The 14,889-nt window shown below is 38.9% G+C and carries 11 protein-coding genes and 1 pseudogene; 4 read left to right on the forward strand and 8 right to left on the reverse strand.

Annotated elements, in window-relative coordinates; genetic code table 11:
* Positions 1-55 precede the first annotated feature (55 nt).
* Positions 56-1,201, forward strand: a complete 1,146-nt coding sequence (locus J7623_RS23925; RefSeq protein WP_291925148.1) for a hypothetical protein — start codon at positions 56-58, stop codon at positions 1,199-1,201.
* Positions 1,202-1,766: 565 nt separating this feature from the next.
* The gene (locus J7623_RS23930; RefSeq protein WP_291925150.1) at positions 1,767-2,897 is read left to right on the forward strand and encodes a sialidase family protein; all 1,131 of its coding nucleotides are present in this window, start codon (positions 1,767-1,769) and stop codon (positions 2,895-2,897) included.
* A 51-nt stretch (positions 2,898-2,948) separates the two neighbouring features.
* On the opposite strand, the gene J7623_RS23935 is transcribed toward J7623_RS23930, so the two are convergent.
* From J7623_RS23935 to J7623_RS23960, 6 genes are all read right to left on the reverse strand, one after another.
* Positions 2,949-4,853 carry an ABC-F family ATP-binding cassette domain-containing protein gene (locus tag J7623_RS23935; protein ID WP_291925152.1) on the reverse strand — a complete coding sequence of 635 codons (1,905 nt, stop codon included), beginning with the start codon at positions 4,851-4,853 and terminating at the stop codon, positions 2,949-2,951.
* 241 nt (positions 4,854-5,094) lie between these two features.
* Positions 5,095-6,681 carry a hypothetical protein gene (locus J7623_RS23940; RefSeq protein ID WP_291925155.1) on the reverse strand — a complete coding sequence of 529 codons (1,587 nt, stop codon included), beginning with the start codon at positions 6,679-6,681 and terminating at the stop codon, positions 5,095-5,097.
* A 189-nt stretch (positions 6,682-6,870) separates the two neighbouring features.
* Positions 6,871-7,803, reverse strand: a complete 933-nt coding sequence (locus J7623_RS23945; RefSeq protein WP_291925157.1) for a GDP-L-fucose synthase — start codon at positions 7,801-7,803, stop codon at positions 6,871-6,873.
* Positions 7,804-7,805: 2 nt separating this feature from the next.
* Positions 7,806-8,918 carry a GDP-mannose 4,6-dehydratase gene (gene gmd / locus J7623_RS23950; protein WP_291925159.1) on the reverse strand — a complete coding sequence of 371 codons (1,113 nt, stop codon included), beginning with the start codon at positions 8,916-8,918 and terminating at the stop codon, positions 7,806-7,808.
* Between the two features lie 40 nt (positions 8,919-8,958).
* On the reverse strand, positions 8,959-9,921 hold the full coding sequence (locus J7623_RS23955; RefSeq protein WP_291925161.1) for an NAD-dependent epimerase/dehydratase family protein: 963 nt from the start codon (positions 9,919-9,921) through the stop codon (positions 8,959-8,961).
* A gap of 41 nt (positions 9,922-9,962) precedes the next feature.
* On the reverse strand, positions 9,963-10,781 hold the full coding sequence (locus tag J7623_RS23960; protein WP_291925163.1) for a glycosyltransferase: 819 nt from the start codon (positions 10,779-10,781) through the stop codon (positions 9,963-9,965).
* 319 nt (positions 10,782-11,100) lie between these two features.
* Between J7623_RS23960 and J7623_RS31785 the strand changes: the two are divergent.
* Positions 11,101-11,406: pseudogene (locus J7623_RS31785) on the forward strand (alpha-glucuronidase family glycosyl hydrolase); the annotation flags it as partial.
* A gap of 33 nt (positions 11,407-11,439) precedes the next feature.
* The gene (locus J7623_RS23965; protein WP_291925165.1) at positions 11,440-12,786 is read left to right on the forward strand and encodes a DUF4838 domain-containing protein; all 1,347 of its coding nucleotides are present in this window, start codon (positions 11,440-11,442) and stop codon (positions 12,784-12,786) included.
* A gap of 3 nt (positions 12,787-12,789) precedes the next feature.
* On the opposite strand, the gene J7623_RS23970 is transcribed toward J7623_RS23965, so the two are convergent.
* Both J7623_RS23970 and J7623_RS23975 read right to left on the reverse strand, forming a co-directional pair.
* Positions 12,790-13,656 (reverse strand): glycosyltransferase family 2 protein, encoded by an 867-nt coding sequence (locus tag J7623_RS23970; protein WP_291925167.1) that lies wholly within the window; start codon positions 13,654-13,656, stop codon positions 12,790-12,792.
* 17 nt (positions 13,657-13,673) lie between these two features.
* On the reverse strand, positions 13,674-14,885 hold the full coding sequence (locus tag J7623_RS23975; RefSeq protein WP_291925169.1) for a hypothetical protein: 1,212 nt from the start codon (positions 14,883-14,885) through the stop codon (positions 13,674-13,676).
* Between the last annotated feature and the right edge of the window lie 4 nt (positions 14,886-14,889).

Raw genomic sequence — 14,889 nt, forward strand, 5'->3', positions numbered from 1 at the left:
ATCTGCTTATTTAATATCCCTAAAAATATTCTTCATGAAATGGACACCAATATGTATGTTCGCTCTAGTTGGCATAGCCCAACAGAGCCTGGCGCAGAGTTACATTAATAATTCGACCACCTTACAGGCGGGCGCAAATTTCAACATTGCCGGAACCGCACAGTCAAACACATTGAAAACTTTTGCCGGTACCAGCGCTACAGGAACCGCCCACTTCCATCTGTATAATGGTGACGGAAACGTAGCTGCTAATCTAAGATGGACGCAAGCCTTTATCAGCGAGGAAGGAGCAAACAATGCTGGATCCGACTTTAGATTATTTAGGTACTCTAATACTGGTACCTTTCTTGGATTTGGGCTTGCCATTGAAAGAGCCACCGGTAATGTAACGGTTGGAAACCTGACATCGACCTGGCTAAATTTTAACCCGGTGGGGTTAGCGGCTCCTACCTTTACGACCAGAAGCGCCGGAAGCAAGATTACTTTATGGAATGCTCCTGTTAACGCCACCACTGCTGGCTGGGACATTGGTATGGAAGACAGCCATATTTGGTTTGGTGTTCCTGCCCCACTCAATACCCAGGGTTTTAAATTTTATGCGGGCATTTCGCAGGTAGGCAGATTAGATGGCTTTGGTGCATTGGATCTTGGAGGACAAGGCCGCTTTAAAGGATGGTACACTGCGAATGGAACCGGCATGGCGGCGGAACTTGGAGTAACAGCAGCCAACATCGCCTCATTGATTGGCTTCGACAGAACAACCGGCGCAACAAAGTATATTCCATTACAACTTGCTGGAGGCACTACCAGTACCAACCAGACAGTACTTCTCCTTAATGAGAAAGGGGCCACTATTGCGCCAGGCAACACCGCCGTGAATCCGCAGACGGCACTGTCAGTGAATGGCCTGATTACCGCCAGGCAGGTTAAAGTAACACAAACCGGCTGGGCTGACTACATATTCCATAAAGACTATCAGCTACCTACTTTAGCCGAAGTTGAAAAATATGTGAATACTCACCAGCATCTGGAGGGTATCCCTTCTGCAGCAGAAGTTGAAAAAGATGGTGTTGATGTAGGAGAAATGAATAAAAAACTGCTGGCAAAAATAGAAGAGTTAACGCTGTACCTGATTGAGCAGAATAAAAAGATAGCTGCGCTGGAAGAATGGAAAATGCGGCAGGAGAAAAAAGGAAAATAACTATTCAATTGTTCATGGCGTAGTAACTAATGGCAGATGGCTACTCCAATCCTAGCTCTTTCCTGAGCTATAGAGGGAACATAAAACATATCTCATCTAAGGATTCTGGTTTATCTTTCTGCGACCAGAATAATTAAATACAAATTTTTCACCATGCGTAATTCATTCCTCTGTTTTAGCACTCTTCCTGGAATGATGGGATTTTAAACTTTTAATCCACCTGGGAGTCGAATTGATAGGGGGGAAGCAGGAAATATACGTTACTAGGTAAATAAGCGCAATAGCGATAGGAATTGAATATTAGAGAATTAAACCAATAGGGTAATGGGATCAAAAATAACTAACTATTAACTTTTGCTTATGCCACTGATTTTAAAAGTTAATTACTTTAGATAAAATTATCTTGCCGTAATAAATATTCTATACCGTAGATGCATACATTTTATGCTAGTATTTCTTTCCCGGCACAATCAGTATTATTTCCCTTGACGCTTATTAAATATAGGCCGTGGTATTTGTTGTGTATGCCATGCCAGATTAAGCATATTTGCAATTAGACAAATTTATGAAATCGAAAAATTTTCTTTTTTTTCTGCCTTTAGTATTGATTAGCCTTAGTTGTAGGAAATCGAACGATGGACCCAGAATTATTAATGAGGAGAAAGATGTTGTTTTAGTACTTAACCCGGGTAGAAATAATCCCAGGAACAGTGAAGGAGATTTCATTTCGTTAAAAAACGGTAAGCTGCTATTTGTCTATTCTCACTTTACAGGCAATGTGGACCACGATAACTCTCCTGCCTATCTTGCCGGTCGTACGTCTTTAGATAGCGGCAAAACCTGGTTAAATGAGGAAAGAATAATTGTGCCTAACGAAGGTAAACTGAATATTATGTCAGTATCCTTACTTCGTTTACAAAATGGCTCCATTGCCTTATTTTACCTTATAAAAAACTCCCTGGAAGATTCCCGTCCTTACCTGAGAATCTCTAATGATGAAGGAGAAACGTGGAGTGCCCCAAGATTGTGTATTACAGACAGGGTTGGCTATTATGCTATGAACAACAACCGCGTAATACAATTGAGAACCGGGCGAATTATCCTTCCCGTTTCATTACATAAACTTGAGGGAGAAACAACTTGGAGTTATGTTGGGCGGCTGTACAGCTATTATTCAGATGATAATGGTGTTACGTGGCAAAGGAGTGAAGTAGTACCTAATCCCAAGAAAATACTTACACAGGAACCAGGCGTCATTGAATTAAAGAATGGGGAGGTTTTAATGATTATCCGAACCAATCAACGTTATCAATATCTTTCCTATTCCAGGGATCAGGGGCAAACCTGGAGCACTATTAAGAGCAGTACCTTAATGTCACCTGTGTCTCCGGCCTCCATTGCCAGAATTCCGTCAACCAATGATCTGTTAGTTGTATGGAACAATAATAATGGACAAAATGAGCGCACCAAAGAATATCGTACACCATATACCCTTGCTGTATCAAAGGATGAAGGACAAACCTGGAGTACCTTCAAAGCAATTGAAACGAATGAGGATGGTGTATATTGTTATACATCTATACACTTTATTGGAGATCACGTGTTACTGGCTCACTCGGCAGGTCGTATGTCCAAAGGAACCGGACTATCGATATTAAATGTTACCCGCTTAAGTCTTGGATGGATATATAACTAAAAAAATTCCGGTGATCTTAAGAGAGATAAACATTTAAGATCACCGGATATGCTAGGCAGTCATTTCGCTAAGTTCCAACCAGCGCATTCCCTTTTCATCCAACAACTGAATTATTTCACCGATTCTGTGACTCAGGGGCTCCATTTTATCAAAGGCTAGTTCTCCTCCTGACAGTGCCGCTTCAATCGTTTTCTTTTCTGTTTCCAGTTGTTCAATTTCCTTCTCCAATATTTCCAGCTCCCGTTTCTCTTTAAAAGACATCTTTCGTGTTTTATTTTCCACGATAGTGGGAGTTTTTATTGATGGTTCCGGGATAGCTTCTTTTTTTGGTGGCAGTGTTTTTTTCCTGTCCTCCTCCTTTTGCCATTCACGGTATTGTGTATAGTTACCTGGGTAATCGCGTATTTCCCCATCCCCTTCAAAAACGAAGAGGTGTTCTACCAATTTATCCATGAAATAACGGTCATGGCTAACAATCATAACACAGCCCTGAAACTCCTGTAAAAAAGATTCTAAAATACTCAGTGTTGGTAAATCCAGATCATTAGTTGGTTCATCTAATACCAAGAAATTGGGATTACGGAATAAAATAGACAACAAGTGTAATCTTCTTTTTTCTCCACCACTCAGCTTAGATATATAAGTATATTGTTTTTCTGCAGGAAAGAGGAACAACTCCAAAAATTGCGCAGCACTTACTTTGGTGCCATCTGCCAACGGGAAATTCTCAGCAATATTTTTAACAAACTCAATTACACGCATGTCTTCTTTCACCACTAACCCTGTTTGGGAGTAGTTACCAAATACAATAGTTTCTCCGACATTGATTTTACCTGAGTCGGGCTGCTCACTACCCAGCAACATATTGAGAAAAGTGGATTTACCCACTCCATTTTTGCCAACAATACCGACACGCTCACCTCTTTTAAAGGTGTAATCCATTCCTTTCAGGATTTTTAGATCCCCAAACGACTTATATACCTTCTTCAGTTCAAGAACTTTTCCACCCAATCTGGTCATTTTCACATTCAACTCCAGCTGTTGGTCGGCCACCCGGGTACTGGCTTTCTCCTTCACTTCATAAAAAGCATCTTGTCGGGATTTCGATTTGGTGGTACGAGCTTTTGGCTGTTTACGCATCCATTCCAATTCTTTGCGGTAAAGATTACGGGCTTTGTCTACACTGGACTTATCCATTTCCTCCCGGGCTGCTTTCTTCTCCAGGTAATTTTCATAATTGCCTTTATAAATGAATAACTGTTCCTGGTCCAGTTCCATTATTTCGTTACAAACACTATCAAGAAAATAGCGATCATGCGTTACTAACAACAATGTCACCTTTTCCTGATCCAAATAATTTTCCAACCACTCAATCATGGAAACATCCAGGTGGTTGGTAGGCTCGTCCATGATTAACAAAACGTGTTTATGTTCAAAGCCGATTTCTATCAATACTTTCGCCAGGGCAACCCTTTTTTGCTGGCCGCCGGATAATGACCCAACGGGTTGGTCTAAATTATGTATATTTAATTTTCCTAATATTTGCTTTACTTTGGCATCAAAATGCCAGGCATTAAGCTCATCCATTTTAGCAATGGCATCCGTTAATTTATCAAGATCGGGGTCTCCATGCCCTTCTTCTGTCAGCAGTTCATACTCTTTGATAGCATTTAATACCGGATTGTCGTGATTAAAAATATTCTCAATCACTGTTTTGGAGAAATCAAAATCTGATTGCTGGGCCAGCATCACTACAGTAACATCCTTATGAATCCACACCTTACCACTGTCGGGCACATCCTTTCCGCATAAAATCCTCAATAATGTGGATTTTCCTGTACCATTAAGTGCAACGAGTGCTATTTTATCTCCTTCTTCAATATGAAAAGAAATATCTCTGAACAATGGCTTGGTCCCAAATGATTTGGTAAGTCCTTCTACTGTAACGTAATGCATACTGCGAAGGTATAAATTATCGGCAATACTGGAAGGAAACCAAAGATTATGTATTTTATATTATGACTTTTTCCGTATATTCATATAGGATAACTGGGATTTTCCTGTACCTCACAACTTTTTGTTTATATACAGCATTTCGGCCCTTTGTCCATTATTATCCTCCCCCTCTTTGCGTTTAAGAAATAAAAAAGCCCTTGCGCTGAAAAGCGGAAGGGCTTGTGTATATATTGTTTCTTGGTTAAAAATCATAATAGAATTGACGGAAAGTACTACGCAATCCGAAACTGAAAATAAGGTCTGTACTTTTCGATAAATCGTTGCTTACTTTTCTTGCAGCAAGGGATGCTTCAAGACGAAGATTGTACTTTGGATTCACCACATAGGCAATAGTTCCCTGGGCGTAGAGGAGGTTAGTTTTAATTCCCTGTCCGATCCAGTTACCATATTCGTTCGGATGCGTTGTATATGGCTTAGATATATCATGTCCGTAGTTGGTTTTAGTATCCGGGTCATCACCGTACTTAGAGTACATGATTTGTCCTCTCCCATACCAGCGTTTAATACGGTAGGTGGCTATTCCCAACACCTCCCAGAAATTTGCCCCTAACGGGTGCGCCAAAGACTGATTATAATGCTCATAATTAATCAGGGTACTCTTGTACGAATAAGTATATGGACGCACTACATTAAGCTCTCCCTGCAAATCCAGCTTATTGACTTTAAACAGATCAAAGGAACGGAAACCTAATTGTGCCGACTGTTTATTGGCCCACCAGCCTCTCCCTTTAAATACTTCTTTGAGCTTGAATTCATCCAGCACCAGCTGTCCATATATAGTTGTTTTGGGAAATAACTTAAACTTGGCGTTCATTCCTACCAGGGCATTATCTGAAGAACCTTCGGAAAACTCTGCAGAGCGGAGAAATATAATAGGATTCATATAACTCCAATCAAAACCTCTTTTACGGCCCGAAGAATCTGCGTCGGGCCATATTACAGCATCAAAGAGCCCAATTGTCAATCGTTTGCTAACATTCCAATCCAGAAAATGGAAAACGCCCCATTTCTTATAGTAGCCCAAATCATCATAAGCCGCTGCAAAGTCCTTACTGTGTTTATCCATAAACTGAGCCCACATAGCGGTATACTGTACATTTCCAAGGTTTCCGGTTAACTTAAGATATGGATAACTAAACTGGATATCTGATAAGATAAGAGAGCGATAGCCGTCTCCGATAAAGTTTGTACCATATCCGGCTGTAATATTCAGATACTTATTAGGCGTATAAGACAACAAAGCGCTGGCATAGTTATAATCAAATGCTTTACCTTCGCTATAGTCTTTTATACTACCTTGTCCGGGGACGATTTGATTTTTCCGGATGTACTGGTCCAGATACCCCGGAAATTTTCCCTGGTTCTCAAAAAAATAAGATTCGAAATAAAACTTCTTCCCAATATTGGCCTGGACACTTGCTCCCCGTGTATTCAACCAGGTAGTTCTGCTACCATCTCTGCTTTTACCTATCTGGAAGTCGGGTAAAAAATCAATGAATACATTGTAATCACTATTTCTGAACTCCAGCAAATGCTCATTAAAAAGTTTTCTGTGGAACAAACTACGTTTCGTTGTATCCGGCCGGGTATACATAGCACTGGTATCTTCATGCAACATGGGTTTAAATGCCGTATGATGATTACTACTATCAATGTATAGTTCCCTGATATCCTGGGAATTGTAAGGCATGATAACAGGTAATTTCTCCTGTGCATTTACTGTACCTAATAGCAATACCATTGCTACCATCCAAATGAGATGTTTCATTAATTCTTTTTTGAGTGCTTAAAAATTACACAGGATCAGGCATCACAAACACGTCAACAGACTCTTGCATTCTTTAATATATAACAATAAGCCTGCCAAGGCATAAAGATAATACTTTCCGTAAATCGAGGTGACAGTGGGGGATTAATGCGAAAATAAACGTTACGGCCACAGGAGGTCGTAGCATTTTTATTTCCAGTTCTTCTGTTTCACTTCTTCATAAACACTGGTAATACCTTCTTCCAGAGTGCGTTTGGCCTTCCAACCATAACTGTGTAATTTACTTACATCCATTAGCTTTCTTGGGGTGCCATCAGGTTTACTGGTATCAAAAACCAGTGTACCTTCAAAACCAACAATCTTCTTTATTAATACAGCAAGATCCCCGATACTGATATCTTCACCAACGCCGATATTTACGAGTCCTTTCTCATTATAATTTTGCATGAGATAGAAACAGGCATCTGCCATATCATCAGCGTGGAGGAATTCCCGTTTGGGCGTACCCGTTCCCCAAATTACAACCTCTGGTGCTTTATTTAATTTTGCTTCGTGCATTTTACGGAGCATTGCGGGCAATACATGAGAATTATTCAGGTCATAATTATCGTTAGGACCATATAAATTAGTAGGCATTACGGAAATGAAATTACTTCCATATTGCGCTCTGTAAGCATCACACATTTCTATTCCTGCAATCTTGGCAATTGCGTAGGGCTCATTCGTTGGCTCCAATGGTCCGGTCAATAAATATTCCTCCTTCAGGGGCTGTGGAGCTAATTTAGGATAGATACACGATGACCCCAGAAACATCAGTTTCTTCACTTTTTGCACATGCGCATGATGAATAACATTGTTCTGAATCATCAGATTTTCATAAATAAATTGTCCCCGATAAGTATTATTAGCCATAATACCTCCAACCTTCGCTGCTGCCAGGAAAACGTAGTCAGGTTGTATTTGTTCAAAGAATGTTGCAACAGCCGCCTGATCGCGCAAATCAAGTTCTGCAGACGTTCTCGTTATAATGTTATTAAGCCCTTCCTTCTGCAGACGCCTTACAATAGCTGAACCAACCATTCCTCTGTGACCTGCAACGTATATCTTATCCTGGACATTCATATTTATTCGAATTGATTTAATACTTTGTAACCTGCATCTTTCAACAGTTTTTCGCGCTGAAAAAGCTCCACGTCAGCTGCTACCATCTCTTTTACAAGTGCAGGTAAATCATACTGCGGCTCCCATCCTAATTGTTTCTTTGACTTGGTTGGGTCTCCTATCAGCAAGTCAACTTCAGTAGGCCGGAAGTATCTCGGATCAATTGCTACAATTTCCTGTCCAATTTGAAGTGGTGAGCTACTATCCTTTAATGCCTTCACATATCCTTTTTCTTCTGCGCCGGTTCCCTTGAACTCTACTTCTACACCTACTTCCGCAAAAGCCATTGTAATAAAATCTCTCACAGTGGTGGTAATACCAGTGGCAATTACATAATCCTCTGGCTTGTCCTGTTGCAGAATTAACCACATTGCTTCCACATAATCTTTGGCGTGTCCCCAGTCTCTTTTAGCATCCAGATTCCCCATGAACAGTTTATCCTGCATACCCAGAGAGAGTTTTGCCACTGCCCGGGTGATCTTTCTTGTTACAAAAGTTTCACCACGCAACGGGCTTTCATGATTAAAGAGGATACCATTACAGGCAAACATATTATATGCTTCTCTATAATTTACCGTGATCCAGTAAGCATACATTTTAGCCACTGCATAAGGAGATCTTGGATAGAAAGGAGTCCTTTCTGATTGTGGTACTTCCTGCACTAAACCGTACAACTCAGAAGTAGATGCCTGATAAATTTTTGTTTTCTTTGTAAGTCCGAGCAATCTAACAGCTTCAAGTATACGCAATGTACCAATACCATCTACATCTGCAGTGTATTCAGGTGCTTCAAAGCTCACTTGTACGTGGCTCATGGCTCCCAAATTGTATATTTCATCTGGTTGTACCTCCTGGATAATACGAATCAGGTTCGTGCTATCCGTTAAATCTCCATAATGAAGCTTGAATTGAACATTTGTCTCATGTGGATCCTGGTATAAATGATCAATTCTGTCTGTATTAAAAAGAGAACTTCTTCTTTTAATACCATGAACTTTGTAGCCTTTTTTTAACAGCAATTGCGCTAAATAAGCACCATCCTGACCGGTTACACCTGTAATAAGAGCAATTTTCATTTAACCTTTGTATTTAGGAGCTTACATTATACTATCTAAATTAGTTTTCCTTCATGATATTCTTAATGGTAGTGTCAAGCCCTTCTGCAAGTGTATAAGGAGCATGAAAACCAATAGTTCTTATCTTATCTGCCGAGAATTGAGTGGTAGCACAGAATTTTTTTACTCTCACTGCACTAATAGGAAATTTCCTGTTCAGCACCTTCGCCACCACGTCCAAAAATAAACCACCAGAATATCCAATGGCATAAGGTATTTTCAAAGGAGCAATTTTCTTATTGAGCGTTATCCCAGCCTGCGTTACCAATTCAGTTACACTGAGATCTGGCTTATCCGCATAATTGAATACATGATATCCCGAAAGCTGCTGGTCCATGCAATATTTTATAAACGAAGAAATATTCTCAACATATGCCATGGACTTTTTGTTCTGTCCGTTGCCAATCATCATAAAATTACCAAATGCGATTTGCTTTAGCAGATTGTAAACATTACCACGATTACCTGGGCCAAAAACTACAGTAGGTCTGATAATAACTACGGTCCTGTTTGGGGCATCTTTATTAAACCATTCTCTTAAAACCTCTTCAGCGCCCCATTTACTTTTTCCATAGTGGTTGAAAGGATCTGCCGGATGAGTTTCATCCGGGTTTTCTTTATTCAATCCATAGATAGCTACAGAACTGGTAAAAATTATTTTATTAATACCTTTCCGATCCATTTCAGCCAATACTTTCCGGGTACCCTCAACATTGACATCATAATAAAGTGAAACCGGGCTCACATCATCCTTATGTTCTGCAGCCAGCAATACCGTCCAATCGCCTGGTTGTAATACAGCGCTTAGGGATGCTTCATCACGAACATCTGCGATTTTTGTTTCAGAGGGGAATAAAGCAGAAGTTACTTTATCCAGATTATCAAAAGAATAGTTTCCTTCTTTTAATTTCTTCATTAAATTAGAGCCAATAAACCCTGATCCTCCAATAATAGTAATCTTCATAAAGCTTTATTTAATAAATAAGACGCAAGGTCTGTAAAAGTTTATCTTCTTAGTAATTTAGAATAAAGGAAATTCAGTACAGAAGTCGGCAACATTTTCATGGCAATTCTTGCAGCAGAATGCGTATAGTATTCTCTTCTGGTTATAAACTTGTCATCTGCCATTGTACCAAAAAAATGTAATTCCTCTTTTATGTATTTTATACCCCTTCTCCGGCCCACCATATTATTTCCAACACGTGCATACATCAATATATCAGGAAGGTTATGCATCTTACAGCCATTCTTCAGCATTTTATACCAGAGGTTATAATCTTCCAACACTCTTTTATGCCAATAACTTCCCACTTCAAGTGCTTTCTTCTTCTTAAACATTACCGTCATATGGTTTATAGGATTCCTATATCTGGCAAAGGCGAGAATATCATCATGGGTAACAGGTACTTTTCTGAACCTGTTCAAATCTCCTGGATTAGTCGAAAACTCTTCTATATAACTGCCTAATAAATCAATTTCAGGGTGCTTCTTCAGAAATGCAGTTTGTATTTCAAATCTGTCTTTCCTGGCAATATCATCAGAATCCATTCTTGCAACATAATCACATTTACATTGTTGTAGGCCTGTATCCATTGCATAACCCATTCCATGATTATCAGAAAGCTGTATGATATTGAACTTTCCCGGATGAGCCAAAGCAAAAGTGTTAATTACTTCATGTAATGCTGGTGTTAATGGACCATCCTCTACAATTACAATTTCAGAAGGTAATACCGTTTGTTCAAGTAAGCTTTGAATAGCTAGTTTTAAGTATTCAGGATTTTCTTTTATGTAGACAGGCATTAAAACAGAAAAATCCAACATATTATATTAGGTCTTATTTATATATAAAAATAGAATCAATTCAATTGAAAACAAGTTAGTTAGGATATTTTTTAAATTAGATAGTTGGAAAACACATTTAAAAATTATCCTACTTATGCTTTCCATAAAAGATTAATTTCTGCTTAAAAATCCATTTACATGGCTAGATGTAATTAAGGAATAGCGAAATTATATAAATATTTCGGTCTAAATATTGTTAATTACATTTACGTCTAAAACCACTGCTATGAAGCCGATTAAAATGTTTGTCTGGTTTTGTTTTTTACTTACCTCAGCGCTGATAGGTTTTTCCCAATCAATGGTGTTGAGTAAACAAACTGTCAAAAACACTTCAATTTTGATTGCTCCGGATGCCTCCCAGGCATGTCAAAAAGCAGCAAACGAGTTGCAAAATTATATAAAAAAAACTATCAATATTGATATCCCCATTGTAACATCCAGAAATTCGGGAAGTCAGATAATAATAGGTCAGGACAAATTTATCAACCAGTATGCGTCCGGCATAAACACTGCAAAACTAAATGCCGATGGCTATACGATTCTTTCTAAAGGAAATGACTTAATTATTGCAGGCGGAAGTGGCCGAGGTGCATTATTTGGAGTTTATACATTACTGGAGAATTATTTCGGCTGCCGGATGTACTCAACAGATGTTGTAAAACTACCTCAGCTCAAAACCCTTACCCTGAAAAGCATTAACCTCACTGAGGTTCCCCGGCTTATCCTGAGAGATGTATTTTATCTTGGAGCAATGGACTCGGTATACGCCGATTGGCATAAACTGGTACATGCCCGTAGCACCTATTCGCTATTTGGTCTTTTTGCACACTCCGGCTTTCAGGTAATGCCTCCCAGTCAATATTTTAAAAGCCATCCGGAATATTATTCGCTGATCAATGGCACCCGTCAGCCCTCCCAACTGGATCCCACCAATAAAGATGTATTCACGATCATGCAGGGCTGGCTAAATGCTAAAATGAAAAATCAGCCACAGTATGATTACTGGTCGGTTTCTATTGAAGATAATGGTACATATTGTCAATGCGACAACTGCCAAAAAGTAATTGCCGCTACCAATAGCCCAGGTGGCCCCGCGATTGTTTTTGCTAACAAAATGGCCCAAGCTTTCCCTAAAGAAACCATTTCAGCGCTCGCATACTCGTTCACGCGTAATCCGCCATCAAACATTAAACTAGCACCTAACCTGAATATTATGTATTGTCCTTATTTTAAGGAGTATGTAGCGGGTTATAATAGCCCTGATTATGCAGATATGAGAAAGCAGGTAGATGGCTGGTTTAATCTTACCAATAATATTTTTGTATGGGATTATGTTATTGACTTTAAGGCCTTGCAATCTATCTATCCGAACTTATATAACTTAAAACCTAACCTGCAATACTTCATCCGGAAAGGTGCTACCGGCTATTTTGCAGAAGGAAATATTTTTCCCGATGGTGAGTTCGCTGAACTCAGGGCCTACCTGTTATCAAAATTAACGTGGAATCCTGATGCCAACGATGATGCCATTATTAGTGATTTTCTGCAGGGCTACTACGGAGCAGCAGCCCCGGCACTTAAAAAATATATTCAACTTACTTCTCAGCAGTTGACAGGTGGTCCGGATAAATTAACGGATGATATGATTACCACTTACACGGGATTATTTAACCAGGCCATGCAAAGTGTCCAGAATCAACCGGCTTTGCTGAAAAGAGTAAAAAAAGAAAAGATATCACTTGATTATTCAGCCATCCAATTCTACCTGAAAGATGCTGAGAAGGATGGTAACCAGTTTTTTTCCAATCCTCAGAAATCAGCAAAATTCAATGGTTACATGCAGGAATTCCTTTCTTCTGTAAAAGATAATAATATTAAACGGCTGATCCATAGTCAAAATAACATCCCAATGTCTCAGTTCTATATGCAGTGGAAAAACAAAATGACGGACCTGCAATCCAAATCCATGCTTAAGAAAAATTAAGAGCTATCGACCCTTAATTCCTTCTTTTATCCCTTTTACTATGTACTTTAAATATGCCTTTTTTTCCGAAAGGAGAAGTGGGTAACAAATCATTTTAAAACTATACTTAATTCCATTCATGCATTTCCAATAAAGTGGAACATACTTTCTTCTGCATAAAATGAAGTAGTTACGATATTGGTAATAACATCTGATAGGGCTGGGAACTTTCAGAGAAAAAACACCCATGATCTTTTTGTCGCCTTCTCCCAGGGAATGCTCCAGGTGCGCATTTTCATTAATAAAGAAACGATAACCACCTTTGGCCGTTGCACGCCAGCACCATTCATGGTCAACGCCATCAATAAACAACCACTCATCAATTCCGCCTACTTCTTCCCATATCGGCTTTGATACAAGTGTTCCCGAGCTTATGATCTCCGAAACCTCCAGTATCTTCTCATCTGGCAATACATAATTCCCCTTCTTAATTTTTGCTTTATATGGCTCCTTGGTCCACTTGTTAATTGCCTGTGGGCCAATTCCCCCAACCTTCACCCCTGCTTTTTGCAAAACGTTTAAAGAAGATATTAACTGACTGATCATATCCGGCGCAGGCAAGCTATCCTGATCCAGAAAAATCAGATGATCTACTGTCTGAAACAAATATGCAGCACCAATATTCTGGGCAGCTCCAATCCCCCTGTTTTCATGCAATGGTATATACTCAATATTCTCAAAAGGGGCTATCATTTTCCTATTCTTCTCTGATACAGCTGGAGAAGAATTATCAACAATGCATATCTTATCTACCTTGTCAAAGATAGCTTCCAGTTGCTTTACAGCTCCGGCATCCGGATTGTAATATGTTATCATTATACCAACACTCATCTGCTACTGTCTTTTTATTATATTTTATGGGTTTCGGCAATTTGAAGCATGGCATCCTTCTTTTGAATAGCCTGCTGTAGTGCAATTAAAATCAGTATTACACCTATATGATTCGAATCAAAAATATAGGGATTCGTACTTGAATAAAGTATGTAACAAAAATAAATGAATAAAATCCACTTATTTCTAAATCTGTATAATGGCATTAATACAAATAAAAACAAAGACATCAGTGCAAATCCTAAAATGCCTAACTGATTTAAGATATACAACGGTTGTAATTCGTAATATAACCTACCTCTATAATCTCTTGAATAAGTTACCTTTTCAATAGTATGTCCCAGGCCACTTCCAAAAATCATGTTGGCAGGTGATGTGGTCAAATCAGTCATCAATACTTTAGCCTGATCTGAACGTGTATCTAATGATCCCTGCTGTTTTCGTTCCAATATCGGTTGTACATAATATATATACACCGGCACACACAATAAAATAATCATTATACTGAGTATAATGATTTTATGGAATAACCTGGAGGCAGTGTTCGACCTTAAAAAATAAATAAAATAAAATACTGCCATAGCAATAATGTAGGCAAAGTTACCAGCCACCACGCTTCCTATAAACAGAATAATCCTGTAAAGCAGGTTTCTTTTCGTTGTATAAAAATGTGCAACAAATAACGCAAATGGCAACAGGGCATTGCCTCGTATCTGAACTACATAGAAGAAGCTATTATAGGTATATACATCTCCCCATTCCATTTCCTGAAAATAAAATCTCACTGGTAAATAGGAGGTTTCAGTAAAGAAAAGGGTGAGGTATATAGAAAATAGGGTAATTATTACTGCCTGCAGGCACATTATTACCAGGAATATATTAATGGCTTTACTGGGTAGTACCAGATAGAAAGAATATACGAGCAAAATAAGAATAACAAAGAAGCGCAGAATAGCCCCCAACTCATTTTGCTGCATAAGACTATAAAAAATATCGAAGAACAGCAGGCCTGTTAATAATATTGTAAGCAATTTCAATGGTACAGGTGCAATGCTTACCTGTGTGGCTATTGTACGAAAGGCGATGATATATATACCAAACAAACTAACATTCATGAGTGATGACAACACATTAAACGGCACCTGTCTTGTCATAAATAGAAAGAAGCTGCCAACTAACCATAAGAGGATAGTATTTTTTAAAGTCCTTCGATCAACATCAGGTTGCATATAT

This window comes from Chitinophaga sp., assembly GCF_017745275.1.
Lineage (GTDB): Bacteria > Bacteroidota > Bacteroidia > Chitinophagales > Chitinophagaceae > Chitinophaga.

What these genes read in the sequence shown, in the direction of transcription:
- J7623_RS23925 (WP_291925148.1), top strand. Translation starts at nt 56, where the DNA reads ATGTTCGCTCTAGTTGGCATAGCCCAACAGAGCCTGGCGCAGAGTTAC.
- J7623_RS23930 (WP_291925150.1), top strand. Translation starts at nt 1,767, where the DNA reads ATGAAATCGAAAAATTTTCTTTTTTTTCTGCCTTTAGTATTGATTAGC.
- J7623_RS23935 (WP_291925152.1), bottom strand. Translation starts at nt 4,853, where the DNA reads ATGCATTACGTTACAGTAGAAGGACTTACCAAATCATTTGGGACCAAG.
- J7623_RS23940 (WP_291925155.1), bottom strand. Translation starts at nt 6,681, where the DNA reads ATGAAACATCTCATTTGGATGGTAGCAATGGTATTGCTATTAGGTACA.
- J7623_RS23945 (WP_291925157.1), bottom strand. Translation starts at nt 7,803, where the DNA reads ATGAATGTCCAGGATAAGATATACGTTGCAGGTCACAGAGGAATGGTT.
- gmd (WP_291925159.1), bottom strand. Translation starts at nt 8,918, where the DNA reads ATGAAAATTGCTCTTATTACAGGTGTAACCGGTCAGGATGGTGCTTAT.
- J7623_RS23955 (WP_291925161.1), bottom strand. Translation starts at nt 9,921, where the DNA reads ATGAAGATTACTATTATTGGAGGATCAGGGTTTATTGGCTCTAATTTA.
- J7623_RS23960 (WP_291925163.1), bottom strand. Translation starts at nt 10,781, where the DNA reads ATGTTGGATTTTTCTGTTTTAATGCCTGTCTACATAAAAGAAAATCCT.
- J7623_RS23965 (WP_291925165.1), top strand. Translation starts at nt 11,440, where the DNA reads ATGTACTCAACAGATGTTGTAAAACTACCTCAGCTCAAAACCCTTACC.
- J7623_RS23970 (WP_291925167.1), bottom strand. Translation starts at nt 13,656, where the DNA reads ATGAGTGTTGGTATAATGATAACATATTACAATCCGGATGCCGGAGCT.
- J7623_RS23975 (WP_291925169.1), bottom strand. Translation starts at nt 14,885, where the DNA reads ATGCAACCTGATGTTGATCGAAGGACTTTAAAAAATACTATCCTCTTA.